20 protein-coding genes and 1 other RNA gene are annotated in these 25415 nt (G+C 28.0%); 10 read left to right on the plus strand and 11 right to left on the minus strand.

Going from position 1 to position 25415, the window contains the following annotated elements:
* Positions 1 to 105 precede the first annotated feature (105 nt).
* Complete coding sequence (locus WG950_RS13060; protein WP_340932957.1) at positions 106 to 954, plus strand: rhamnogalacturonan acetylesterase; 849 nt, start codon at positions 106 to 108, stop codon at positions 952 to 954.
* On the plus strand, positions 955 to 1908 hold the full coding sequence (locus tag WG950_RS13065) for an alpha/beta hydrolase (RefSeq protein WP_340932959.1): 954 nt from the start codon (positions 955 to 957) through the stop codon (positions 1906 to 1908).
* Positions 1909 to 2420: 512 nt separating this feature from the next.
* On the opposite strand, the gene WG950_RS13070 is transcribed toward WG950_RS13065, so the two are convergent.
* Together WG950_RS13070 and ssrA are read right to left on the minus strand one after the other, a co-directional pair.
* Positions 2421 to 2717 carry a hypothetical protein gene (locus WG950_RS13070; protein ID WP_340932960.1) on the minus strand — a complete coding sequence of 99 codons (297 nt, stop codon included), beginning with the start codon at positions 2715 to 2717 and terminating at the stop codon, positions 2421 to 2423.
* A gap of 889 nt (positions 2718 to 3606) precedes the next feature.
* Positions 3607 to 4000, minus strand: a transfer-messenger RNA (tmRNA) gene (gene ssrA, locus WG950_RS13075).
* Between the two features lie 219 nt (positions 4001 to 4219).
* Between ssrA and WG950_RS13080 the strand changes: the two genes are divergently transcribed.
* From WG950_RS13080 to WG950_RS13095, 4 genes are read left to right on the plus strand one after another with little or no spacing between them, the layout of a single operon-like run.
* The gene (locus tag WG950_RS13080) at positions 4220 to 4399 is read left to right on the plus strand and encodes an HVA1 family protein (RefSeq protein ID WP_340932962.1); all 180 of its coding nucleotides are present in this window, start codon (positions 4220 to 4222) and stop codon (positions 4397 to 4399) included.
* 50 nt (positions 4400 to 4449) lie between these two features.
* Positions 4450 to 5655 (plus strand): NAD(P)-dependent oxidoreductase, encoded by a 1206-nt coding sequence (locus WG950_RS13085; RefSeq protein WP_340932964.1) that lies wholly within the window; start codon positions 4450 to 4452, stop codon positions 5653 to 5655.
* Complete coding sequence (locus tag WG950_RS13090; RefSeq protein WP_340932965.1) at positions 5652 to 5876, plus strand: DUF3820 family protein; 225 nt, start codon at positions 5652 to 5654, stop codon at positions 5874 to 5876. The genes WG950_RS13085 and WG950_RS13090 overlap by 4 nt, the downstream gene beginning before the upstream one ends.
* 34 nt (positions 5877 to 5910) lie before the next feature.
* The gene (locus WG950_RS13095) at positions 5911 to 7122 is read left to right on the plus strand and encodes a mechanosensitive ion channel family protein (RefSeq protein WP_079737070.1); all 1212 of its coding nucleotides are present in this window, start codon (positions 5911 to 5913) and stop codon (positions 7120 to 7122) included.
* On the opposite strand, the gene WG950_RS13100 is transcribed toward WG950_RS13095, so the two are convergent.
* Complete coding sequence (locus WG950_RS13100; RefSeq protein WP_340932967.1) at positions 7119 to 7682, minus strand: hypothetical protein; 564 nt, start codon at positions 7680 to 7682, stop codon at positions 7119 to 7121. The genes WG950_RS13095 and WG950_RS13100 overlap by 4 nt on opposite strands.
* Positions 7683 to 7749: 67 nt before the next feature.
* Between WG950_RS13100 and WG950_RS13105 the strand changes: the two genes are divergently transcribed.
* Entirely contained in the window at positions 7750 to 8121 is a 372-nt protein-coding gene (locus tag WG950_RS13105; RefSeq protein ID WP_340932969.1) for a DUF1801 domain-containing protein, read from the plus strand.
* Between the two features lies 1 nt (position 8122).
* Here WG950_RS13105 and WG950_RS13110 read toward each other — a convergent pair whose 3' ends face one another.
* Positions 8123 to 9076, minus strand: a complete 954-nt coding sequence (locus WG950_RS13110) for a transglutaminase domain-containing protein (RefSeq protein ID WP_340932971.1) — start codon at positions 9074 to 9076, stop codon at positions 8123 to 8125.
* A gap of 114 nt (positions 9077 to 9190) precedes the next feature.
* Positions 9191 to 10009 (minus strand): 3-deoxy-8-phosphooctulonate synthase, encoded by an 819-nt coding sequence (gene kdsA / locus WG950_RS13115; RefSeq protein WP_077809864.1) that lies wholly within the window; start codon positions 10007 to 10009, stop codon positions 9191 to 9193.
* Positions 10010 to 10129: 120 nt separating this feature from the next.
* Here kdsA and WG950_RS13120 point away from each other — a divergent pair, with 120 nt between their 5' ends.
* Both WG950_RS13120 and WG950_RS13125 read left to right on the plus strand, forming a co-directional pair.
* Positions 10130 to 11176: a M28 family peptidase gene (locus WG950_RS13120; protein WP_340932972.1), complete on the plus strand. Its 1047-nt coding sequence runs from the start codon at positions 10130 to 10132 to the stop codon at positions 11174 to 11176.
* A gap of 8 nt (positions 11177 to 11184) precedes the next feature.
* Positions 11185 to 11691, plus strand: a complete 507-nt coding sequence (locus WG950_RS13125; protein WP_340932973.1) for a DUF4136 domain-containing protein — start codon at positions 11185 to 11187, stop codon at positions 11689 to 11691.
* Between the two features lie 86 nt (positions 11692 to 11777).
* On the opposite strand, the gene WG950_RS13130 is transcribed toward WG950_RS13125, so the two are convergent.
* Both WG950_RS13130 and WG950_RS13135 read right to left on the minus strand, forming a co-directional pair.
* Positions 11778 to 12257, minus strand: coding sequence for a hypothetical protein (locus tag WG950_RS13130; RefSeq protein WP_077809861.1), 480 nt, complete (start codon positions 12255 to 12257; stop codon positions 11778 to 11780).
* 88 nt (positions 12258 to 12345) lie between these two features.
* Complete coding sequence (locus WG950_RS13135; protein ID WP_340932974.1) at positions 12346 to 18978, minus strand: MG2 domain-containing protein; 6633 nt, start codon at positions 18976 to 18978, stop codon at positions 12346 to 12348.
* A 168-nt stretch (positions 18979 to 19146) separates the two neighbouring features.
* Here WG950_RS13135 and WG950_RS13140 point away from each other — a divergent pair, with 168 nt between their 5' ends.
* Complete coding sequence (locus WG950_RS13140) at positions 19147 to 20499, plus strand: UDP-N-acetylmuramate--L-alanine ligase (RefSeq protein WP_340932976.1); 1353 nt, start codon at positions 19147 to 19149, stop codon at positions 20497 to 20499.
* On the opposite strand, the gene WG950_RS13145 is transcribed toward WG950_RS13140, so the two are convergent.
* The 4 genes from WG950_RS13145 to WG950_RS13160 all read right to left on the minus strand — a co-directional run bounded on the left by WG950_RS13145 (position 20483) and on the right by WG950_RS13160 (position 25364).
* A complete protein-coding gene (locus tag WG950_RS13145) occupies positions 20483 to 21595 on the minus strand; it encodes a nucleotidyltransferase family protein (protein ID WP_340932977.1) in 1113 nt (370 codons plus the stop codon). The genes WG950_RS13140 and WG950_RS13145 overlap by 17 nt on opposite strands.
* A complete protein-coding gene (locus WG950_RS13150; protein WP_340932978.1) occupies positions 21585 to 22724 on the minus strand; it encodes a hypothetical protein in 1140 nt (379 codons plus the stop codon). Before WG950_RS13150 ends, WG950_RS13145 begins: the two co-directional genes overlap by 11 nt.
* A gap of 89 nt (positions 22725 to 22813) precedes the next feature.
* Positions 22814 to 22972 carry a hypothetical protein gene (locus tag WG950_RS13155; protein WP_172830847.1) on the minus strand — a complete coding sequence of 53 codons (159 nt, stop codon included), beginning with the start codon at positions 22970 to 22972 and terminating at the stop codon, positions 22814 to 22816.
* Positions 22973 to 22997: 25 nt separating this feature from the next.
* On the minus strand, positions 22998 to 25364 hold the full coding sequence (locus tag WG950_RS13160) for a T9SS type A sorting domain-containing protein (RefSeq protein ID WP_340932981.1): 2367 nt from the start codon (positions 25362 to 25364) through the stop codon (positions 22998 to 23000).
* Between the last annotated feature and the right edge of the window lie 51 nt (positions 25365 to 25415).

Raw genomic sequence — 25415 nt, forward strand, 5'->3', positions numbered from 1 at the left:
CTTTTTCAATAAAGAGACTAAAAAATAGATTTTATCTTTTTTTTTTGATTTTTAGAACTTTAAATCTAAGTTAAAATAATAGATTGTATATACATCATATAAAAAATGAAAAAAAATAATGATAAAGTTTTAATCTTTTGTTTGGCTTTAATTTCATGCTTAAGCTTTGTTTCATGTAAATACAATAAAGAACAAGAAATTAAAGAGGAAACAGCTTCTAAAATTACTACCATATATTTAATTGGAGATTCTACTATGGCAGATTATGCAAATAATTATGAATTAGGAAAAGACTATCTAAAAACTAGATATCCTATTACAGGATGGGGTCAAGTTTTTCAACCTTTTATGATTACTGATAGTATAAAAAAAATACAACCATTAATTAAAACAGATAGTGTTTTGGTAGACGACAGAGCAAGAGGAGGAAGAAGTACAAGAACTTTTTTTCAAGAAGGAAGATGGAGAGCAGTTTATGAAAATTTAGAAAAAAATGATGTTGTAATTATGCAATTTGGTCATAATGATGCATCAGTAAAGAAACAAGAACGTTATGTAAATATAGAAGGCTATAAAGAGTTTTTAAGATTATTTGTTAGTCAAACTAGAGCAAAAGGAGCTACTCCAATTATTTTAACACCTGTGGCAAGAAACTATCCTTGGAAAGATGGTAAATTAGGAAACGTTCATGGAGAATATGACACAGCTCCAAAAGACATTGCAAAAGAAATGGATGTTTTATTCATAGATTTAAATAAAAAGTCTAGAGATTTTTTTACCAAAAAAGGGCGTGAATTTGTAACTACTAACTATTTTATGAATTTACCAGCAAATACTTATAAAGCTTATCCTGATGGACAGAAAGATAATACACATTTTCAACCAGAAGGTGCTGTAGAAGTAGCTAGGTTAGTTTTTGATGGTTTACAAGAGTTGAATAAAACAAAATACTAAATGAAAATTTTTAGAAAAGTATTTTTTATTATTTTCTTCAGTGCTTTTGTGGTATCTGGTCAAGAAAAATCAAATTTTAAACCCTATACAGTAACAACAACTTTTAAAAAATTAAAAAAGAAATATCCATTTATAACTCCAATAAAACCAATTTTTTCCAATAATATTATTTCTGAAGAAAATGTAGTTTACAAAAAGGTTGATAAAACAAAATTAATGCTAGATATTTATTATCCTTCAGAAAATAAGAACACTTCTTTTCCTGCAGTTTTATTAATTCATGGTGGTGGTTGGTTAACTGGTAGCAGAGATAATCAACAAATTATGGCACAGCATTTAGCTTTAAAAGGCTATGTTGCTATTACTGTTTCTTACAGATTGGGTTTAGAAGCCAAATATCCAGCTGCTGTAAATGACATTAAAGATGCAATAGTCTGGCTAAAACAAAAAGCAAATAAATATCACATTAATAAAGATAAAATAGCTGTTTTAGGAGCTTCTGCAGGAGCACAATTAGCAACTTTGGTTGGTGTAACTGCTGATAATGTTTTGTATACAACAGATAAAAAAACATCAAATAAAATACAAGCTATTGTAAATATAGATGGTATTGTTTCTTTTATACATCCAGAAGCAGCAGAATCTAAAAAAGGAAAAGCATCTATGGCTGGTATTTGGTTGGATGGTGAAAAAGAAGAAAATTATAAAAACTGGAAAGAAGCATCACCCTTAGAATATGTTGGTAAAAACACACCACCTATCTTATTTGTAAATAGTTCTTACGACAGATTTCACGCTGGTAGAGATGATATGATTTCTATTTTAAATCGACACAAAATTTATAATCAAACCTTTATGTTGCCTAAAAGTCCGCATTCTTTTTGGTTGGTAAATCCATGGTTTAAAGAAATCTTACACTATGTTGTTTGTTTCTTAGATAATACCTTAAAATAAATTATTCTACTACTACTACTACTACTACTACTACTACTACTACTACTACTACTACTACTACTGAAAAATAATTTTCACTTTAAAATTTAGGTATTATTACTTTATTTCTCTTGCAATATTGTACTTATAAATTCATAATGTATTGTATTAAAATAGGCTGACCTTATTATTTGTTTTTTGTATCTTAAAGAATTAAAAAAAATAGAAAGAAGTAATTCTTTCTGTTTTTTCTGCTTTAATAAAAAATGTCAAATCTGGTGGAGTTAGTCTACTCTCTATAAGTAGTTGAAAGTTCCCCCAGATTTAACATAAGGTAAGTTGTATGAATGATATTTTTTAAAAATACAGATATGCTTATTAACTATTATATACCCCTGTTGGTAAAGGTGGTAAACCTCAATATTGATAAGGGTTTAGAGTGGTTTTTATAGCGGTAAGGTTGGTGAAGCGCATAAAAAAACCACCTATTCAATCTGAATAATTAAGTATGCGGCTAGTTTTAAAAAGCTTTTTTATTTAAACTTTTCCTGGTAATTACCTATACTATCAACTCTTTTAAATAAATCCTTTTTATTTAAAAACCCAGCTAAAGAACCTCCACTAATTCCATGCTTTTTAAATAATTCAGCTTGATCACTTTTTTTTAATTCCATTCCTAATTCCTTAAAGAGTTTTTGTTTGTTGTCAGAAAAGTTATCTAATGGATTTATTGAGGACAACTTGTTGTATAAACGTAAAGCATTTTCTCTAAAATATTCTACTAAGATTATAGCATCATTAAAAGTGTTTTTTGGGGTTTGCTCTATCATCTCTAGAATTAAAGCAAGTCTCCAAACGTAGGTTTTTAACTTAGATTGGATTAATGTTTTTAAATCATCATGATGTTATTTCTCAACTTTTTCTTTCAACAATTTTCTTAATTTTTATTTTTCAATATATTTTAAAGATGATTTTTCATTAGCATCTGTCTCTAAGCCTAATTTATAGGCCATTATTTTTGTCTCTAAAGAACGATCAATATCTATTATAATGTTAATTCAAGTATTGGATATTATTTTATCAACGGGTAAATCCATTTTAAATGCTTTGTGATATTAAGTTTATTGTAAAAAAAATGTTCATCTCACTAAATATATGTTTTTAACTAAAAACATATAGAAAAAATAACATAAATATAAATTAAAAAATAATTTCTGAAATTTTAAGAAATCTAAAACAGAAATGTGTTTATCAATGATATTATTCCAAATTGATTGATTTTTACTTTAGTTTTGATAATTCTAGAGTAGAATTATTTTTAATTGCTTTCATAATTGGATTTCTTTTTCTATCAGCTTTTCAAGATCTCTTTTTTTATGGAATAAGTTTGTTTGTTCTTTAGTGAGTTTTAAATTTGTTTAGTCTTAATCGTTTATATAATGAACTTGATCGATTTTAAATGGAATGGTTTGAATTGAACGTGATTAAAGAAGTATCAATTTTTGATTTAGTTATTTGTTGCAAAAGATTATCTAAAAGGTTTGGATTATTTCTTTAGATAAAAATTACTTTAAATAATGTAAATTTTTATATTGGTCAGTAAAACTTTTGAAGGATGGTGTCTGTTTGCTTAAAAAGAGAATGGACACAAATACGTTAATTTCATTAATTAAAAAACCTCAAATAATTGAAAATCAATTTATTGAGGTTTTTTTAATTTTGTGGAGACGCCGAGAATCGAACTCGGGTCCAAACAAGCAGCCAAAAAGCTTTCTACATATTTAGTTCTTTCTTAATTTTCGATTTAAAGCTGATTAAGAACAATCCACTTTAAACTTAACTTTTTTAGTTTCAAAAACCTGGCAAAGTTACAGGTTTTCTATGTTTATTTTTACGATGCCCAAAAGTGAAACGCCATAAACCAAGGCTTTTCGTGGACATAAAGCTTGCACACCTTGTGTGCCGAGGCTAATTCTACTATGATTCGAATTATGCAGCTAAAGCGTAGTTATCTTCGCCGTTTAAAAAGTTGAAATTAGGTTTTACGAGTGTTATTTCATAACTCGATATGCTTACAAATTCACTGACCTTGCTGTCAAAACCAGTCGTCCCCAAAATTTCAAAGAACTGTAATAAGATTGCAAATATTAAGCCAATTTAATTTTAAAATTTCATTTTTTAATACTGATGAAACTTTGTAACTTGTCTTAGTAATTAATATTACAAGTTTGCAAAAATACAAAAACTTATAATTGTAGCATAAATTAGTTTTAATAATAGTAAATAAATTAATAAATCTTATGATAAGAAAAGGAACAAACGTTACTTGGAAATGGGAAAAGGTACAGCAGAAGGTAAAGTTGTAGAAACGTATTCTAAAAAAGTATCAAAAACTATAGATAACACAGAAATTGTTAGAAAAGGAGAAGCTAGCAATAAAGCATTGTATATTAAGCAAAAAGACGGTAGTGCTGTCTTAAAATTAGAGAGTGAAGTCGAAAGAGTAAACTAACTTTTTGTAGGTTCATTTAAATAAAATATCTTCGAACAAAACTAAAACATATGAAATTCGGTATCATTAAAGAACGAAAAAATCCACCAGATAGAAGAGTTGTTTTTTCACCTTCTAAATTAAAGCAGTTTAAAAATGAATATCCCGAAGCAGAAATTGTAGTAGAAAGTTCTGATATTCGTGTTTTTAGCAATCAGAATTATAAAGATTCTGGTTTTGATGTACTAGAAGATATGTCTACTTGCGATGTATTATTGGGTGTAAAAGAAGTGCCAATTAATGCTTTAATTCCTAATAAAAAATATTTCTTTTTTAGTCATACAATTAAGAAACAACCATATAATAGAGATTTATTATTAGCTATTTTAGATAAAAATATAGAGTTATACGACCACGAAACAATTATTAAAGAAAATGGTGCTCGTTTAATTGGTTTTGGTAGATATGCCGGTATTGTAGGCGCATATAATGGTTTTAGAGCAATTGGTTTAAAAAACAAAACATTTAATTTGCCTAAAGCAGAAACATTAGATAGCCAACAAGAATTAATATCAGAATTAAAAAAAATAGCATTACCAAAAATAAAAATTTTATTAACTGGTAATGGTAAAGTTGCTTATGGTGCAAAAGAAATGCTAGATGCAATGCAAATTAGAGAAGTTTCTGTAAACCAATATTTAAATGAAACTTTTGATGAAACTGTTTATTGTTTAGCAGATGTTTTAGATTATAATAAGCGAAAAGATGGTAAAGTTTTAGATAATTTTGATTTTTACAATCATCCAGAAAATTATGAATCTAATTTTATGCGTTTTGCAAAAGTTTCAGATTTTTTTATTGCGGGTCACTTTTACGGAAACGGTGCGCCATACTTGTTTACTAGAGAAGATGCAAAATCTAAAGATTTTAATATAAAGTTTGTAGCAGATATTTCTTGTGATGTCGATGGTCCGGTGGCTTCAACAATAAAAGCATCTACTATTGCAGAACCTATTTACGGATACGATTCAACAACAGAAAAAGAAGTAGATTATCAAGATAAAAATGCTATTGTTGTGATGGCTGTAGATAATTTACCATGCGAATTACCAAAAGATGCAAGTGAAGGTTTCGGAGAAATGTTTTTAGAAAACGTAATTCCTGCATTTTTTAATAATGATGAAAATGGAGTATTAGCACGTGCTAAAATGACAGAAAACGGAAAACTGACTGAAAGATTTTCATATTTACAAGATTACGTAGACGGTAAAGAATGATAAACGACAGACAATTTCTAATTGATTTAGCTAAAATGCGAATGCCATTTGGCAAATTTAAAGGTAGGTTTTTAATAGATTTACCAGAACATTATATAGTTTGGTATAAAACCAAAGGGTTTCCGCAAGGTAAATTGGGTAAACAAATGGCACTGGTATATGAACTTCAATTAAATGGTTTAGAAGATATTGTTAGGAAAATTCAGAAAGAATATTCTTAGTAATACATTAATATTATTAAATTAATTGGTTATTATGACTTTAAAGTATATTTATTTTGGATTTGCAATTCTAGGAATTTTCCTTTTCTTCTTTCTTTTAAAGAAGTTTTTTAGATGGTTACAAACCAAATTAGATTCTTTAGATAGAAATGTGTTATTTAAGAAAAAAGAGCTTTTAAACATCTTTAAATTTATAACACCAAGAAGAGAAAAACATATTTTAAAGTTTTCGGTAAGAGCATTAAGAATAGCTATTAGTATTTTTTTCTTAGTGGTTTATTTGCCTTTTGTTTTTAGTTTTATACCAGAAACAAAAGAGGTGGCATCTACAGTTTTCGATTATGTAATGAAACCAGTACAGTTTGTAATAAGTGGTTTTTTACAATTTATACCGGGCTTATTTTTTATTCTAGTAATTGTTTTTATTACTAAATATCTACTTAAATTTTTAAAGTATGTAACTGGCGAATTAGAAAGAGAAGCGGTAAGGTTAGATGGTTTTCATGCAGATTGGGCAAAACCAACTTTTAATTTAATTAGAGTTGTAATTATAGCTTTTGCAGCAGTTATTTGTTTTCCTTACATACCAGGTTCACAATCAGATGCTTTTAAAGGAGTTTCAATATTTTTTGGTGTATTATTTTCTTTAGGTTCTACAGCAGCAATATCTAATATTGTTGCGGGTGTTGTAATTACTTACATGAGACCTTTTAAAGTTGGTGATCGTGTAGAAATAGGAAATACAGTTGGAGATGTTACCGAAAGAAGTTTATTAGTAACTCGAGTTAGAACTATTAAAAACTTAGATGTTACAGTTCCAAATTCTACTATTTTAGGAAATCATATAATCAATTTTAGTAAAAATGCTGCAGAAGAAGTTGGTGTTATTTTACATACTTCTGTAACTATTGGTTATGATGTGCCGAGTGGAGAAGTTATTAAAGCTTTGGTAAAAGGAGCAAAAAATACCAAAATGATTTTAGAATCTCCAGAACCATTTGTTTTGGTAAAAAGTTTAGATGATTTTTATATAAATTATGAAATCAACTGCCACACAAAAAATCCAGAAAAAGGAGCTTTAATTTATTCTTTATTGCACGAAAGTATTAAAAATGAATTGCATAATGCAGGCATAGAAATTTTATCACCGCATTACAATGCTGTTAGAGATGGGAGTGTTTTAACCGTTCCGCCAGAAAATGTGCCTAAAGGATATGTAAAACCTGGTTTTAAAGTTGAAAATTAATTTTTTTCTACCAAGCCAAAAGCTGCATGCGCAATAGCCATAATTGTAAATGATGAATACCAATAACTTGGTATCATAAAGCAATACAAAGCTAATAGAATAGCCAAACCAATTAAAACATACAATTTATTGTTATCCTTACTCTTTAATAGAAATAATAAAGTAGCATAACAACATAGAAATATAGGAGTTAAAAGGTTAATATATCCGTAGTTTTTTAGAATCAATAAAATACCAAACCCTATAATTATTGTTAAAAAATATTTTTTAAGAGCACTTTTACTTTGCTTATTCCATAATAAATAATCTTCTTTTTTAGCCTTTCTTTTTGCTCTAAAAAAAATAGCGAAAGAAGAAAATACTATAAATATAACAGCCAAAACAATACAAAGAATTTCTAGTATTTGTGGACTTATAACACCTAAAGGATGATTATCTATTAAAAAACCATCTAATAGATATTTATAAGCATAAGCGAGTAAAAAAAAATAAAATCCTATTAATATACTTGCGAATCCTTTTAAAGAAAAGTTGTTTTTAAAATTATCTTGCAATTGCATGGTTTTTCTTGTAAATTTTATAACTTTCGTAAAGATACAAAAAGAGGCGTATTGTTTATCTTTATTTATGAAACCAGCAGAAGAATATATATTAAATCAACCAGAACCTTTTAAGTCTATTTTACTGCACTTGCAAATATTAATAGAGGCTAATTTTTCTGAAGTTGATTTACAATTTAAATGGAAAATTCCTTTTTATTATTTAAATGAAAAACCTTTTTGTTATTTAAATCCATCTAAAAAGAAAGGATATGTTGATGTCGCTTTTTGGGTTTCTGCACATTTAACAAAATATAAAGAACATTTAATTTCAGAGAATAGAAAAGTGGTTAAATCTCTTAGATATTTTAAAATTGAAGATATAAATGAAGAAATTCTGCTGTCTGTTTTAAAAGAAGCACATTCACTTAAAGACAAAGGTTTTTATAAGAGAAACTAAACTATAAAACTTTAAATTGAAGTGCAGTTTTATTATTTAAAAATAAATATAATTCAGAGTTTCTTATCGGATTTAAAATTGTTAAAGTTGTGATATTATTTTCTGATTTTAAAATTGGTCTCTTTGCATATTTGTAATTTTTAAAGTGATACAACAAAGAAGCTTTTTCTGATAAATTCTTAAATTTTAAAACAATATTTTTACCTTTTTTTATACTGATAAAACCGCTCTTTGGAGATAACAATTCAATAGCAGAATCTAAAAATTCTTGTCCGTAAATTGGTTGATTATAAAACTCACTTTTTGTAATTCTGCCAAATCTTAAAATCCATATGCTATCTTCTGGTAAATGTGTTTTAAAAATTTTGTCTTTTGGTATGTCATAAAAATAAGAGTTAAATTTACGTGTCCATTTTCCATTCATTAAATATCCTGCAGCCCAAGTAGCGTCTAAAATGATCCATTTATTATTAAGTTTTACTGCGTTCCATGCATGGTTTGTTTCAGAAACTACTTTACCAATATCATCTGCAGAATTTCTAGTATATCCTTTTATTACTGCAGCTTCTATATTTAATAAAGTACATATTTTCTTAAAAGATTGTGCATATTCTTCACACAAACCTTTTTTAGTTTTAAAAGTATTACTAATAATTTTATTTTTAGCAGCTTCTATTTTTTGTTCTTTTTCAAGTTGATTTCTGTAACTAAATTTAAAACTTCTTCCTGTAGGATTGTAATACTGCTTTAAGTCGTATCTTATGTTTTTTGCCAACCAAAAAAATGCAGCTCTAACCTTTTCCTCATCCGAAGAGAAATCAGCATCTATTTTAGAAGCTAAATTTTCAATTTTAGAGAATTTAGGATATTCTAAAACGATTCTATCAACTCTATCAAAACTCTGAGAAAAAGTTGAGTAAGAAATTATTAAAAAGAAAAAAATAAATTGTTTCATATAATACGTGTTAACAATTAAGCTAAACAATTATTGTGCCTTTATATTTTATTCATAAAAAAACCATTCAAATTAAAATCTGAATGGTTGAAATAAGTACTAATAACTTATATTTTACAAGTTATTTATTGTTTTTCTGATGGCTACTAAATTACTTAATAAACTTTCTAGATTATCTAAATGTAGCATGTTTGCACCGTCAGATTTTGCGTTTTTAGGATCAAAATGAGTTTCAATAAATAAACCGTCAACGTTGTTTACAATTCCGGCTCTAGCAATAGTTTCAATCATTTCTGGTCTTCCGCCTGTAACACCAGCAGTTTGATTAGGTTGCTGTAAAGAGTGTGTAACATCTAAAATTGTTGGAGCAAATTCTCTCATTTCTGGAATTCCTCTAAAATCTACAATCATGTCTTGATAACCAAACATTGTTCCTCTATCTGTTACCCAAGCTTTATTAGAACCCGCATCTTTTACTTTTTGAACAGCGTGTTTCATAGCACCAGGACTCATAAACTGTCCTTTTTTTAAGTTTACAACTTTACCAGTTTTTGCAGCTGCAACTACTAAATCTGTTTGACGTACTAAAAAAGCAGGAATTTGCAAAACATCTACGTATGCTGCTGCTTTTTCTGCATCAGAAACTTCATGAATATCTGTAACTGTTGGTACATTAAATGTCTCTGAAACTTTACGTAAAATTTTTAATGCTTTTTCATCTCCAATTCCTGTAAAACTATCAATTCTACTTCTATTTGCTTTTTTAAAACTTCCTTTAAATATGTAAGGAATTTCTAATTTGTCTGTAATAGTAACTACTTTTTCAGCAATTCTTAATGCCATTTCTTCACTTTCTATAGCACATGGTCCTGCTAATAAGAAAAAGTTATTTGCATCTGTGTTTTTTATATTCGGAATTTCAGATAAAATCATTTGTAAAATTTTCAACAAAAATACATAAAATTTTAACGCTTATTTATAGAGTTATAATCGAATTTTATAAGAGAACCTTCAATTTAAAATAGTTATATTTAGCCTCTAAATAAATATTATATGAGAAAAATTATTGGCGCTTTTTTAGCCATGAGCTTAATGCTTAGTTGTGCTATTGTTACAAAAGGAAAAGATGGAAAAGCAGGAACAGCTGGAGAACCAGGTCTAAATGGAAAAAAAGGAGCCGATGGTATTTCTGGAAAACTTGTAAAACCAGAAAAAACTTTTTTTATAGATTCTAATTTGGTTAGAAAACATTTATACACTTTAGCTGCAGATGATATGGAAGGTAGAAAATCTGGAACACCAGGTATCGAAAAAGCTGCGGTTTATATAGAAAATGAATACAAAAAAATAGGACTTACCACGTTTAAAGGTTTAAAAGATTATAGACAAACGTTTACTTTTAAAAATAGAAGAACGAAAGAAGACATTACTTCTAGCAATATTATTGGTGTTTTAGAAGGGAAAAGCAAAAAAAACGAATATGTAATTATTTCTGCGCATTACGATCATTTAGGAATGAAAAAGAGTGGAGAAGGAGACTTAATTTACAATGGCGCAAATGATGATGCTTCTGGTGTTACAGGATTATTAGTTTTGGCAAAATATTTTAAAGAAATGGGGAATGAAAGAACAATTGTTTTTGCATCATTTACTGCAGAAGAAATGGGCTTAATTGGTTCTACACATTTTGGTAAAGGTATAGATGCAGATAAATTTGTTGCAGGAATTAATTTAGAAATGATTGGTAAAACACCAAGTTTTGGCCCAAATACAGCTTGGTTAACTGGTTTTGATCGTTCTGATTTTGGAAAGATTATTCAGAAGAATTTAGAAGGTACAGGTTATCAGTTATTTCCAGATCCCTATAAAAAATTTAATTTATTTTTTAGATCAGACAACGCTTCATTGGCAAGATTAGGTGTGCCATCGCATACGTTTTCAACAACACCAATAGATGTAGATCCAGATTATCATAAATTAACTGATGAGGCTGAAACTTTAAACATGACTGTTATAACACAAACAATTCAGGCAGTTGCAAAAGGTACAGAAAGTATTATAAACGGTACAGATACACCAACAAGAGTAATTATTAAATAAATTGCAAAATGAAAGCTGTTAAGTTTATTTTATTGTTCTTAGTTTTTGGTTGTTCTAGTTCGAAAGTAGTGTCAGATTATGATTCAAATACAACGTACTCTAAATATAAAACATTCAATTTTTATGAAGATAACGGAGATAATTTGAATGATTTTGACATAACCAGAATTACAAATTATATAACGTTAGTATTAAAAGACAATTTTTTAGAACAAGATAAATTACCAGACTTTTTTATTTATTTTGATACACAAACAGCTTCTGTAAGAAATAATAAGTCGATTTCTATAGGATTAGGAAATAGAAATGTGGGTGTTTCTGGTGGAATACCAATTGGGAATCATAAAATAAATGAGAAACTAATTATAAAATTTATTGATGCAGATACCAATGATTTAGTTTGGGAAGGTTCTTTAGAAAGTAAGATTTCAAAAAACAGAACTCCAGAACAAAGAGAGGCTCATTTAAAGGAGGTTATTTCTAAAATTTTACAAAAATATCCACCAAAAAATTAATGAATTGAGTTCAGAATTTTCAAATTTAAAAAATAAAAAATCCTCTAAAAATTAATTTAGAGGATTTTTTTATATGTTTCTAGTTTCTAGAATTGGTATCTAATACTAAATGCGATATCATTATCGTAATCATTAAAATTATCACCAAAACCAAACTCTGGTCTTAAATCTAAAGAAAGTAAAATTGGAGCAGAATCGAAGTTGTATTCAATACCAATATCACCAGCAGCAAAAATAAAAGTTTCAGAAAAATTATCATTTCCGTTACCATTGTAATTTGCTAATCCACCACCAACACCAGCGTACCAGTTAAAGTTGTTTTCGATGTTCCAAACCCACTGATAAATACCTGTAGCTTTAAAACCATCGTAATTAGAATTATCTCTTAATCCTAAATCTATTTCTAATCTATTGTTATTGTTTAATGCTCTTTGGTAAGAAATTTCTCCTCCAAAACCATCATTATCACCTAAACGCAAACCAATTGCGTTTTTAGAAATACTTTGTGCATTTGCAGAAAAAGCTCCTGCTACTAAAAGACCTATAATTAAAAATGTTTTTTTCATGATTGTTTATATTTATTTAATAGCAAAATTAGTTGTAAACTACTTTTAAAATTAACTCATATGCATTAAAAATTACACCAAATAAACTTTATTTTACATTTAATCTTACACCTTTAGAATGGCTAGTAAACTCTGGTGCATACATGCTTTCTATGGTTGTAATTCCGTTACTAAAACTACCAGCATTGTTAACTCTTAAGTCATATTCAAAAACAAAAACCCCTTTAGGTAAATAATCAAAAAAGAAGTTTGTGGCCGCATCTTTAGTGCTTTCATAATAACTTAAATTATCTTGATATTTGTAACTAGAAATTACATTTATTGGTTCTAAACCAGCAGCTCTCATATCTTTCATGTGAATAAATTCCATATTTCTATCAGAAGATAATTCTATTCTAACAGTAATTAAATCACCAACTTTTAATTGACTATTATCTGTAATTTCAATTAACTCTTTTCCTGTGTCAGAATTCACTTTCAAAAATAATTTCTTAGACAATTTAAGAGGAGTGTTTGCTGCGCTAATTTTATCTAAGTCTTCAAAATACTGCCAATACAAACCAGCCCAAGCAATACCTTTATTCTTTTTACTAATAGTTACAGTACCCATTTCTTTTGTAATTTCTTTACCAGCCCAAGAAGTTTTAAAGTAACCTGTGCCAGCTTCTATTTTTGCGTTCTCTAACTTTGTTGGTTCAATTTTATGTTCACCAATTTTAATAGTAACTAACTCTTCGTTATTGTAAGCCCAATCGTTTCCGTTTAAAAGTAAAGCGTAAATTGCTTCGGATGTTGCCTTGGTTGTTTTCCAGCTATTGGTTTGCTTATTTTTTAACAGCCAAACTTTTAATTTGTCAATTGTTTTGGTGTTATTTTCTAATTCGGAAAAAACTTCTACCATTAAAGCTTGTGTTTCAACAGGTGCTTGATAAAAATAATAACCGCTATTATTAGATTTCCAATACATACCTAATTCATCTGAAGTAATAGCATTTTCTTTTAATGAATTTAAAATTTTAATTGCTGATGTTTTTTCATTTGTTCTAAATAGATTTAATGCAATTTGCCCTTTAGCATATAAATTAAACTCTGTCCAATATTTTTTTGATTGTTCTTGATAGTAATTAACAGCTTCTTTTAAAGATGTATTTTTAGCTAAATTTTGATAAAAACTTCGCATGTACAAATACTGAATTGTAGTATAATCTAGATGATTTTTTTCTAAATAATTTTTATATGCTTTTTCACCTGCAGATTTATTTTTAGATTCTCTCTTTAATTTATCGGCATTTTCTAAAAGTGTTTTGTGTTTCTTTACAACTTGCCTGTCTAAATAATTAACAGCAGCGTTAATCATTTTTTTTGTATCTGTGTTAAATTGAGCTACACCTAGTTTTTCTAAATGCCCAAAACCAGTTGCAATATGAAGTGTAATGTAATTATTCTCATATTCTCCGCCTTTAAACCAAGGAAAACCACCAGAACTCTTTTGCATATCTTTAAGTTTTGCAATGGCTCTTTCTTGCTCGTTTTTCATTTTATTCAAATCGAATAACAATGCAATCCTTTTTTTCTGTTCAGACTCAGATTGTGCATCTCTTAACCAAGGTGTTTCTTGAATAATTAATGATTTTAATTCTTCATTCTTCTCTAAGTTGCTAAGCAACGCATCAGAAGATTTCCATAGATTAAACACTTCTTGAATTCTAGGATTTGAATTCGCAATAAAACTAGCCAAAGTATTTGCATAAAATCTAGAGAAAGTTTGCTCTGAACACTCATACGGATATTCCATTAAATATGGCAGAGATTGAATTGCATACCAAACTGGGTTAGAGGTTACTTCTAATGTTAATTTATGATTTTTTAAAGTTGTAGAATTATTTTCTCTTAATTTCTTTAAGGTAAACGTTTTGTTTTCATTAGAATTTACCCAAATTGGTAATGTTTCTGTAACCAGTTTTCTGTTAGATAAAACTGGCAATACTTGTAGTTCTCCGTCTGAAAAAGAACCGGCTTTCGCTACAATTTTATACTGAACCGCCTGTACAGTTTCCGGAATAAAAATTTTCCAAGAGACATTTGTGTTACCATCTTTAGCAACTGTAAAGTTTTTATTTGCACCAATGTTTTGCATTAAAACATCTATTTTTTTATTGGTAATAGCATCTGATAGCTCAAGTTGTGCAATTCCGTTTAAGGTATTATTTGTTAGGTTGGTAATTTTAGCACTTAAAGTAATTGTGTCCTTTTGTCTTAAAAATCTTGGTGCATTTGGTATTACCATTACTTCTTTTTGAGTAACAGTTTGCATACTTTTTACAGCATATTTTAAGTCTTTTGTATGTGCTAACAATTGCAATTTCCATCGAGTTAATGCTTCTGGCATTGTAAAGGTAAAACTTACTTTTCCCTCTTTATCAGTTTTTAACTGTGGATAAAAAAATGCAGTTTCTTTAAAATTCTTACGCGCTTTAATTTGAGATAAATCTGCAACAGCATTTGTAGTTATAATTATAACACCATTATTTCCTTTCGAGCCATACAAAGCAACTGCTTCAGAATCTTTTAAAACTTGATAACTACTGATGTTTTCAGTTTTTAATGACTCTAAAACATCTAAAGTACTGATCTTACCGTCAATTACAATTAATGGTTTTTCATTCGAGTTTAAAGAAGAATTTCCTCTAATTCTTATTGTTTTATTATCATCAGCAATATTTATTCCTGCGGCTTTTCCGCTTAAAACAGTTGTTATTTCGGCTTCTTCTTGTGGTACGCTTATCGAACCTGTTCTATCGGATGCTTTTCTTTTTTGAGTACCATAACCTGTAACAACTATTTCATCTAATAATGCTAAATCTGGAATTAACTGAACATTTAATCTAGAAAAATCTTCTACTTTAACCTCTACACTTTGATAACCAATATATCTGATAGATATGATATCATTTTTTTTAACATCAATTGTAAAGTTACCTTCAAAACCTGTGTTTACGCCTTTTGTTTTATTTTTATTAAGAATTGAAACTCCTGGTAAAGGTTCGTTATTTTCATCAGTAATAAAACCAGAAATTGTACCATTAAACGAGCCAGACTTTGTTATTTTAATCTTTTTTGAATTTAGCTTTTGTCTAATTGTTCTTAGATAACTGTTGTTTAGCCAAGAATTATTATTCAAACTAAACCCAAACCAGTTATAGGTAATGTTCTTTATAGTCGGAAAATTTAAATACCTGTTTCTATTATTTGTTACGTTAAAATTATTTACACCAAAGCTTAAGTTTGCATTACTAGATTTATACGAGTAATATTTTTTAGTAGCTTTTACTGGATAAAAATACCAATTGTGTGTTTTAAATTCGTCTAAAGAAGCATCGTACATAGAGGCTAATAATTCTGCAGCAACTTTATCGTTTTTATCATTTTTGATGGTAAAACTCCATGTTTCTTCTTGTCCGGGTCTTAGTTTATCTCTAAAAACATTTGTTTCAATTTCAATATTACTTTTAGGTTTATCTAAAACATTTACAAGAATACTTCCGCTTTTAAAGTAATTAAAGTTTACAAAATGATATTTAATAGCAAAACCACCAATGTCTTCTTTATTTACAGGGATTTTAACCGTTTTAGTAGTGTTTTTTAGATGGATTAGTCTCGTATCTACAATTTTGTAATTTTTTTCTATTTGCACAATAATTGTGATGTCTTTAGAAGCAGAACCAATTTTTAAGTTTACTGTTTCACCTTCTTTATACGAGTTTTTATCGGTATTAATTACAAACAACTTATTGTCTGCAACTTGTTTTTCTGATGTCGAAAACACCGAAAAGTTAACTTCATCTTTTACTTTTTTACCAAACTTATCTTTGGTTTCTAATAGAGCAATGTATTTACCAGATTCCCATTTTTTAAGATTTGATATTTTTATTTTTTTAGAATTTTTAGTGTTAAATTTTTTAGAAAAAGTTAATGCTCCTTTTTGCCAATTGGCAACATCATCTTCTTTATTTGAGTAAGGATCATTCGGGAACAATCTTTTAAATTCTTCTTTAGAAATTTGCTGATAATCTGGTTCTTGCCAAGGTCTATTTCTTAAAGGAGCTTTTGGTGCTTGTAATTTGTATATTTTTAAAGTTCCTTGAGCAGCAGTAAACTGATTGTTTAAGTTATTGGTTTCAATATTAATTATTGTTTTCTGCTGATTCTTATCAATATTACTATCCATAGAAATAGAAGCCAATAAACTATGATAACCAACTTTTACAGTGGTTGTGGCACTTCTAGTTTCTCCATTAATATCAGTTACATCTGCAGTAATTTGATACGTAAAAATTGGTAAATTTTCTTCAGAAGTACTTTTATCTGGTATTGCTTTAAATTTGATAGAGAAATCTCCAGAACTATCTGTAACAACTTCTCCGTTAGTGATTTCTCGTGATTCTGAGCTGAAGTAAGGTCTTCTCCAAGAATACCAAGACGGAAATTGTGTTTTTCTTAGTACTCTATAAACAACATTTGCATCGGTAATATTTGCGCCAGAAAAAGCTTTTGCAAAACCATTAACCACAATCGAATCATTAATTTTAAAACTTTCTGTTATTAGCTTAAACTCAGTTTTAAATTTTGGTCTTTTGTATTCTTCTACTGCAATATTTGTGTATGCACCATTAAAACGTACGTTTTTAGTGATGATTGAATTTGCCTTAACATGAATTTTATAGTTACCTGTTAAACCGTTATTTGGCAATAGAAATTCACCAGCAACACTGCCAAAATCATTTAATTCTAAAGTTTGAGTTTTTACAATTTGGTTATTTACATCTTTTAAACTTATTTCTACCGTTTTATTATTTACAACCTTTGAAATTTCATTTTCATTCTGAGTTAAAATAGTTTTAAAATAAACAACTTGTCCGGGTCTGTAAATACTTCTATCCGTAAAAATAAAAGCCTTAATATCAACATAATCATTCTTATTGTTTACATTATTATTTGCTCTATTGTATAAATATGAAGAACCAAAAGTTGCAGCATCATTTTTGGTTTGAACTTTAATTTGAACGTTATTATATCTGCTGTTGCTTTTAAAAGTTGCAAATCCTTGTTTATCTGTAACTAAGGTTTTGTTGATATATGAACCGTAATTACGTCTAGTATTTTGTAAGTTTATTTTTGCATTTTCAATAGGTTTTCCAGTATTTCGATCTAAAACTTGATAATTATAAGAGTTATTAAAAGTATTGCTTACCAAAGTTAAATCAGTAACTTGTATCACAGTAGAAGCGTGAATAAAATTGGTTTCTATGTCTCTTTTTTCTGATGCAATAATTAAATATTTACCACCATCAAACTTAGGAACAATAGTTTCTGTGGTGTGTTGTAAAAAGTCAGATTCATTTTTTAAATTACTTATCCACGTTTTTACTTTTGATAGTTTTGAAAGAAAGTTTTTTTTCTTTTGAATATCATAAATATCATTAAATGAGCTTAACTCACTTTCAGAGACTTTGTAAGCCGAAAAGTAAAGTTTATTTAGGTTTTTGTATAATACTAGAAATCTAGAATTAGACTGAATTGGAATAAATTCTTCGGAAGTTATGTTTAAAGATGAGTTTAAAATATTTGCTTTTAATACTTTGCATTTTTTTGCAGCTAAACTTTCTGGAAACTTTAAAATAGTTTGGTTACACAACTCTAAAGCTTCTTTATTTTTAAAGTGATTTTCTTTTTTTTGAGTATCCTTATAATGCAATGCTTTTTCATTAAAAATCTGTGCTATTTCAAAAGCATATAAACCACTAGATTCGTGTAAACTATTATTTTGTTTACTAGTTTGAAGTGTTTTTAAAAGTTCAGCTTTACTGTTTTTAAAAGTTCCGTTGCTCTCTACAAATTTTAATCTTTCGATATCAATATGCGCTAGTGCATTTTTTTGATTTTTTTCTGTATGTAATTGTATCAATTTTTGATACAATTTTAAAGCATGAAATTGATTTGAAATACTATCTTTTGATATGATTTCTAAAGAAGAGAAAATTTTTGAATTTTTAATAAAATCGGGATTGTTTATTTCGAATTTATAGGAAGGTTTATGAATTGAATTTTCGCTTGTATTATAAAATTTTAGTGCAGAATTCGCTAAAAAATCGAATAGAGATGGTTTAAATTGAATAGTTTCATCATCTATATTTAAGATATCATTATAATCTGTGATTTTTATTTCTAAAAGTTGCTTATCATTTTGTAAAGAATTATCAAAATGAAATTGTATTTCTTTAAAAATTGAAGCTAAATCCCAAGTTCTAAAGTCTTTTAAATTGGTTTTTTCTTTAGTAGCAGTTCTATTGTAAAATTTATATCTATTTTGTTTAAAATATTGCCAATATAAATTCCCTAAAATATTTTCTAGAATGTTTTTTGTAGGAAATGTTTGATGTGCAATTTGTGCTTTAAATTGATTGATAACCTTTAGCTGTTCATTTTCTTCTAAAGTAAGAGAAAATTTACTTTTGTAAAACAGCGATTTAATTAATTGCGGTGAATTATTTTCTTTTGCAGCTTTGTTATATATTTTGTCGACAATTTTTAAGGCTGATTTAGGTAAATCATCCAACTCAAATTTTTCGACATTTAACCATAATTCGTTAAAATTATCTTGAGAATTAACGGTCGTAGAAATCAAAAATATTGAAAATAAAGTTGTTATAATTTTTTTCATAGTTAAATTGTTTGCACCTAAAATAAGTGTAAATTTTACTGAAACTAAAACGTATTTTACTAAAGTGGTACTTTTTGCAAGTAAAAGTAACTTTTCGATTAGTTTCGTGATAAATATAATTAATAATGTAAAGAGCTTTTGTACTTTTACTTTTTAAAATTTTGTTAAATGAATATTCATTTTATTGCCATCGGTGGTAGCGCAATGCACAATCTTGCAATAGCATTATACCAAAAAGGATACCAAGTTTCTGGAAGTGATGATACAATTCACGATCCGTCTAAATCTAGGTTAGAAAAATATGGTCTATTGCCAAAAGAATTTGGTTGGTTTCCAGAAAAAATAACAAATGAATTAGATGTTATTATTCTAGGGATGCATGCTAAAAAAGATAATTTAGAATTATTAAAAGCCCAAGAATTAGGGTTAAAAATTTATTCTTATCCAGAATTTTTATATGAGCAATCTAAAAATAAAACAAGGGTTGTTATTGGTGGATCTCATGGTAAAACAACCATAACTTCTATGATTTTACATGTTTTAAATTATCATGAAAGACAAGTAGATTATATGGTTGGTGCACAATTAGAAGGATTTGAAACAATGGTGCATTTAACAGAAGAAAATGATTTTATTGTTTTAGAGGGAGACGAATATTTAAGTTCTCCTATAGATATGCGTCCTAAATTTCATTTATACAAGCCTAATATTGCGTTGTTAAGTGGTATTGCTTGGGATCATATTAATGTATTTCCAACTTTTGAAAATTATAAAGATCAGTTTCAAATTTTTACTGATTCTATGGTTAATGGAGGAAGTATGGTATACAATATTGAAGATGATAACGTAAAAGATGTTGTAGAATCTTCTGAAAATCATATAAAAAAATATCCATATGAAACTCCGAAACATTTTATAGAAAACGGTATTACTTTTTTAGAGACAGAAGAAGGAGATTTGCCTTTAGAAATTTTCGGAAATCATAATTTACAAAATTTAGCAGGTGCAAAATGGATTTGCCAACACATGGGTGTTGATGAAGATGATTTTTATGAAGCAATTGCTAGTTTTAAAGGAGCAAGTAAGCGTTTAGAAAAAATTGCAGAAAATAATTCTTCTGTAATCTTTAAAGATTTTGCTCATAGTCCTAGTAAAGTTGCTGCAACTACAAAAGCTGTTAAAGAGCAATATTCTAACAGAACAGTTTTAGCATGTTTAGAATTGCATACATATTCGAGTTTAAATGCTGAGTTTTTGTCTGAATATAAAGGAGCATTAGATGCTGCTGATAAAGCAGTTGTATTTTACTCACCAAATGCAGTAAAAATTAAACAGTTAGAAGAAGTAACTTCTGCGCAAATAGCAAATGCCTTCGAAAGGGAAGATTTAGTTATTTACACTAATCCTTCAGCTTTTAAAGAGTTTTTGTTTAATCAGAATTTAGAAAAAACAGCAGTGGTGTTAATGAGTTCTGGCAATTATGGTGGCTTAGATTTTGATGAAGTTAAGAATTTGATTTAGATTTTGTAATGTTTAGTTGCCTAAGCTTTTCTTTTTGCCAGTTTTTATCTCGTATTCTATTAAATACCCATTTTCTAAATTCCTTATTTACAATTGATTTTAAAATAATATTTAATCTATTTTTAACGAATAAATAAAATCCAATGTTTTTATGAACACGTTTTGTATTCACCCTATTTGATATTTGGTTATTAAAAACTTGTAAATACTTTTCAGTTTCCACTGTGTTTTCATACTCTAAGGAAGAAACTTTATTAAAGGTAATATAAGTTGAAGCTAAAAAAGAATTTAAAGGGTTCTTTAAATTTTTGAAGTTTTTAAATGCCTCTTTTGCTGTTGTTTTTTTTGACAATAGAAATACATCATATGCATTTCTTAGAGCAATGTCTTTAAAATATATTCCATCATCATTTATTTGCTTCGCAATTATAGAAAGAGAAATTTGATCATCATAACTTAAAACTGTTATTTCATTTATTTTTAAGAGGTTTTTTTTAACGCTATCATAATTAAACTCACTTGCATATTTTTCAATTAAAAGTTCTTTATGTATTTCGATTGCAGCTATTCTTTTTTCTTTATGCAATCTTGCATAATGCTTAAATTGTGGGAAATCATAACTTTCTTTACTAACTCGATTATAACCAAAACCTTTAATAAGTTTAATTGTATTAATGTAATCGTTTTTTGAAACAATAAAATCAATATCACCAACCATTCTTTCTGCAATGTCGGCATACAAACCTTCTAGTAAATTACCGGTTCCTTTTAAGAAAATTGGCGTAATATCATTTGCAAGTAAAAGACTATTAATTTCTTTTGCTTGTTTTATAATTTGTTTGTTTCTTTCCCTGTTTAAATCGGTTATATGAACCATATAATTTACCAATTCTTCAGGTAAATATTGTAATAGATTCACTCTTTTTAGATTGCAATACAATGCAGGGAAAACAAAATGTTGCGTACTTACTTTAACAACAGAATCCCAATCTATTTCAGTGTTTTTTAATGAATCCTCAATTTCGATTCGGTTCTTTTTTTCTAATGTTATTGTTAAACATTTGGCTATAAAAAAGACTGTTTCTTTATAATTCATTTTCAAAAATTTTAGAAACTTTATTTATCATTTTTTTATTATCAGAATATGTAATTTGATAACAATTTAAGTTCGAAAACCAATCTAAAAATAATTTAGAGTTTTCTTTTATTGGCGAAAGCCAAGAATCTGGCACTAATTGCTGAAAAGCTTCAATCTTAGAAATTTTACTAAAAGAGATATCACTATCTTTTTCATATTTAATAAATACTAAATCTTTACATGGTAAATGTGCTAAAAAGTTACTATTCTTTGGCTCTAAGTAGCGAACTATTTTATTTAGTCTTTTAAAATGATATTCTGCAGAGTTTTCTAATTCCGGATAAAAAGGGAGTAGTGTTTTTAAGCTGTTTTTTTTGATTGAAATTGATGCAGGAAAACTAAAAACTTCATTTTTTTCTATATCGATCGGCACAAAATCATCAGCTAAACAAGTATACCCGTTTGCTTGTAATAAAGCTAAAGAAGTACTTTTACCGTTACCTGAGTCTCCTAAAAACAAAATAGTTTTTTTACCGTTAGAAACAGCAGAGGCGTGAAAAACACCCATCCATTCATTTTCTTTTTTCTGATGGATTTTTTGAATTAATTCCATTGAAAATTTTCCTTGAAAATAATGAACCTCTTTTTTGTTCCAAGCACCAATAAAGTTGTTGTCAACATAAAAAAAGATAAAACTATTATTTAGAAAGACTGTAAATGTAGTGTGTATTTTATCTGAGATGGTAGTTTCTAAATGCGCAAATTTAGGATGAACTAAATACAGTTCATATTCTGAGTTGAATTCAACTTTATAAACTTCATTATTTATTTTGTAATACTTTGTGAACTCGAAAGAAGTTGGTTTCGTAACATCTCTATAGTCGTTAACAATTGTATTATTAATAATAGATTTATTGGCATAAATTTTCTTTTCAAGGTCTAAAATAAAATCTATTGTTTTATCCAAAGGCACCTGTAGTTTTTTAGCTAATGGAGTTGCTATTTCTTTCACAGAAATTCCTTTACTTAATCGTTTTAAAATATCTGCTGTTGTATTCTCTAATACTAGATATTCGTTACTATTTTTAAACCAAACAATTGTTTTGTCTTCTATGGTTTTAAGTAATAATTCAGATTGATTTTTCATGAAAAATAAATGTAGGTAATTTCTAAATGATATTCAATAAAAAACGCCTCAATAAAATTGAAGCGTTTTAATTGTTTTAAAATTTCAGTTTAAAATCCTACTCCAGGTTTTTCTGGACTTTGTGCTTGCGCTTTTTGAGGATTTAAAATCATGTAAGTTCCCAAGGCAGTTAAAGCAGTATATTTACCATAATTACCTATTTTTTTAATAGCTTCTTTACGAGTAATTTTTGTTTCGTTTTTTTTCATGGTTTAATGTTTTATCTCTAAAGAATTATTCTAAAATTATCTTTTTATTAATGCTATTAGAAAGTGTTTCTAATTTTACAATATATACACCACTCGTTAAATTTGGTAGTGCAACATTTTTTGTGTCAACAATGTTTAGCTCTTTCTTTAAAACATTTTTACCTAAGATATTAAAAATTGAAATGTTTACTTTTTCATTATTAAACCCTGTTAATTTTAAGTTAGTATTGCTTGTTTGAAAAATTGAAATATTACTAACCAATACATTTTCTACATTTAGAGCTTCGTTTGTCTTTGTATGAATAAAAAAACGATCATCAGTATTATTAGTTTTAACAGTAGCAATATAATTAGAAGAAGTATCTAGTAGCGTAAATGTGCCTGTTAATCTATCTTCTAAATAAATGTTATGTTCTTTTGGTAAATTAATTCCGTTTGCAGAAAATGTAATTTCTGAATCAGCAGGTGCATTAACACCAACAGGAATAACCATGGAATCAAAATTGGATTTTGGTAAAGTTTGAATTGCTAATTTTTGATTGCTTTCTTCTGATACTAATTTAGTGTATATTGTAAAAGAATCACCGGCACCTGTAAAAATTGAACTATCATAACCGTTGTCAAAACCTGTTGTTTTTTCAGCATAATAATAGATAGAAGTATTTGAGGTTCTGCCATTGTTTGTAATACTTAAATTAATCTCTGGTCTTAAATTTTCTAATTTATTAAATGTTCCTGTTGTTTGATGACTTTGATCTGCTTGTTTAAACTTAAAATCACCACCAGTATTGCTAGATTTTACAAAGAAACTTTGTGCCGGAGCTATGTATAGAGATGGTCTTTGATTTGTTCCGGTTCCTACAGTTGTAGTTTGGTTAACTGTAATATAAGAAGCAGTAGTTTTATCCCAAATCCAAAGTGTTTCCTCTTCTAATACTCCAGAATTTTCTGATAATAAATTAGTCGAATTTGCAGCAGTATTAAAAGGTAAATACGCAGGATAAGGATTTCCTACCAAGTTAAAAGCATTTCCTGAAGTGGCTGTTTTGTCGGTAATTGTAATTGAAACATCAGAAGTAGGTGCATCACCTTTAAACCCTAAGTTTCCTTTCGCAGTATCAGAATTTAAAGCAGAATTTGGTAAAACACTGTATCCTTTACCTTGTTCCATTGTTAGAACTGCGCTTGTATTGACAACATCAACTTCAGCTTTAGAATAATAATCCCAACGAAGATTAGAATCAGATTGAGAATTATCGTAAAATGCGATTCCGTAGTTTGTTGCACTTTGTTGCAAAGCATTAAAAACAGCAAAATTTCCATCTCCGGTGTTACCATCTATTAATTCTCCAACGGTAGGAGAAGAGATTAAACTCCATTCAGATGTATCGTCAATAAAAGTTTCTGTAAAATAGAAAAAAGAATTATCATCAACAGAAGTATAACTTCCATTTAAAATTAGGGTTGCAGCATCTAAAGTTTTTGATGCAGTTACTTTAGATTCTAAATACAAAGAGCTTCCTGCATTAACTGTAACATTTCCATATACAGTTAAACTTCCAGATAATACAGATAATCCATCAGCTTCAGAAATTGATAAATTACCAACTTCTGCATTAGTAGATGTGCTAATTTCAGGTGCATTCGGCATTAAATCCGGAATTATAACTAAAGAACTAGAATTAGGAACGCCATTATCCCAATTTAAAGGGTCAGTCCATGAAGAACTTATAGCACCTAACCAATTTGTGGTTAATATTGTAAAAGATTCTTTAGAAATAGGTAAAGTAGCTTCTCCATCTCCAGTGTTGTGTGTCCAATTATTTTTATCTATCATAAGATTAAAATAATTTGAATACAATGCTTCTGTAGATCTTGAACCATTATAAAATCCTCCGTCAGGACTACTAACAGGATTAAATTCCATAAAATTAACTCCAGCAGTTAAACCAGTACCAGTTAATTCTCCACTTAAATTTCCATTTTTTAAACCTGTTAAATAAGTAGTTGGTGTATCTTTATCAGTCCCTAAATAAACAAAAACTGCTTCACCGCTTGCAGACCAATTAAAAGCTCCACTTTTTTCTATAGTTCCTTTCGAAACCCCTAATAAAGGGTTTAATGTGGCATCAACATCTGTAAATACTGTGATACTTCCAGATTTTATAACATTGCTTCCAGTGTTCCAAGTTATAAAACCAGAGCCATCTTTTATATATATTATTGTATTTGGAGAAAGATCTACTAAGTTAACTAAAGAAAAATCTGTATCTCCGTCTGCATTAAATGCTGTGAAAGCAATATCACCAGTAGTTTGAGAATTTACAGAATTAACTGTAAATACTGTTAAAATAAAAAGGCAGAAAACCTTTAAAAAGTACTTTTGTTTCATATCGTTAGTTTTTAGGTAGTCTAAGATACAAAAAAAATAAAGCTATTACTA

It is taken from the genome of Polaribacter marinaquae, assembly GCF_038019025.1.
In the GTDB taxonomy this organism is placed as follows: Bacteria; Bacteroidota; Bacteroidia; order Flavobacteriales; family Flavobacteriaceae; genus Polaribacter; species Polaribacter marinaquae.

Excerpts from the sequence above, each read along its gene's own strand:
- WG950_RS13130 (WP_077809861.1), bottom strand. The coding sequence starts at position 12,257 with ATGAAAAAAACATTTTTAATTATAGGTCTTTTAGTAGCAGGAGCTTTT.
- WG950_RS13160 (WP_340932981.1), bottom strand. The coding sequence starts at position 25,364 with ATGAAACAAAAGTACTTTTTAAAGGTTTTCTGCCTTTTTATTTTAACA.
- WG950_RS13135 (WP_340932974.1), bottom strand. The coding sequence starts at position 18,978 with ATGAAAAAAATTATAACAACTTTATTTTCAATATTTTTGATTTCTACG.
- WG950_RS13155 (WP_172830847.1), bottom strand. The coding sequence starts at position 22,972 with ATGAAAAAAAACGAAACAAAAATTACTCGTAAAGAAGCTATTAAAAAA.
- WG950_RS13095 (WP_079737070.1), top strand. The coding sequence starts at position 5,911 with ATGACTTTAAAGTATATTTATTTTGGATTTGCAATTCTAGGAATTTTC.
- WG950_RS13140 (WP_340932976.1), top strand. The coding sequence starts at position 19,147 with ATGAATATTCATTTTATTGCCATCGGTGGTAGCGCAATGCACAATCTT.
- WG950_RS13120 (WP_340932972.1), top strand. The coding sequence starts at position 10,130 with ATGAGAAAAATTATTGGCGCTTTTTTAGCCATGAGCTTAATGCTTAGT.
- WG950_RS13105 (WP_340932969.1), top strand. The coding sequence starts at position 7,750 with ATGAAACCAGCAGAAGAATATATATTAAATCAACCAGAACCTTTTAAG.
- WG950_RS13090 (WP_340932965.1), top strand. The coding sequence starts at position 5,652 with ATGATAAACGACAGACAATTTCTAATTGATTTAGCTAAAATGCGAATG.
- WG950_RS13100 (WP_340932967.1), bottom strand. The coding sequence starts at position 7,682 with ATGCAATTGCAAGATAATTTTAAAAACAACTTTTCTTTAAAAGGATTC.
- WG950_RS13080 (WP_340932962.1), top strand. The coding sequence starts at position 4,220 with ATGGGAAAAGGTACAGCAGAAGGTAAAGTTGTAGAAACGTATTCTAAA.
- kdsA (WP_077809864.1), bottom strand. The coding sequence starts at position 10,009 with ATGATTTTATCTGAAATTCCGAATATAAAAAACACAGATGCAAATAAC.
- WG950_RS13125 (WP_340932973.1), top strand. The coding sequence starts at position 11,185 with ATGAAAGCTGTTAAGTTTATTTTATTGTTCTTAGTTTTTGGTTGTTCT.
- WG950_RS13085 (WP_340932964.1), top strand. The coding sequence starts at position 4,450 with ATGAAATTCGGTATCATTAAAGAACGAAAAAATCCACCAGATAGAAGA.
- WG950_RS13150 (WP_340932978.1), bottom strand. The coding sequence starts at position 22,724 with ATGAAAAATCAATCTGAATTATTACTTAAAACCATAGAAGACAAAACA.
- WG950_RS13065 (WP_340932959.1), top strand. The coding sequence starts at position 955 with ATGAAAATTTTTAGAAAAGTATTTTTTATTATTTTCTTCAGTGCTTTT.
- WG950_RS13060 (WP_340932957.1), top strand. The coding sequence starts at position 106 with ATGAAAAAAAATAATGATAAAGTTTTAATCTTTTGTTTGGCTTTAATT.
- WG950_RS13110 (WP_340932971.1), bottom strand. The coding sequence starts at position 9,076 with ATGAAACAATTTATTTTTTTCTTTTTAATAATTTCTTACTCAACTTTT.
- WG950_RS13070 (WP_340932960.1), bottom strand. The coding sequence starts at position 2,717 with ATGATAGAGCAAACCCCAAAAAACACTTTTAATGATGCTATAATCTTA.
- WG950_RS13145 (WP_340932977.1), bottom strand. The coding sequence starts at position 21,595 with ATGAATTATAAAGAAACAGTCTTTTTTATAGCCAAATGTTTAACAATA.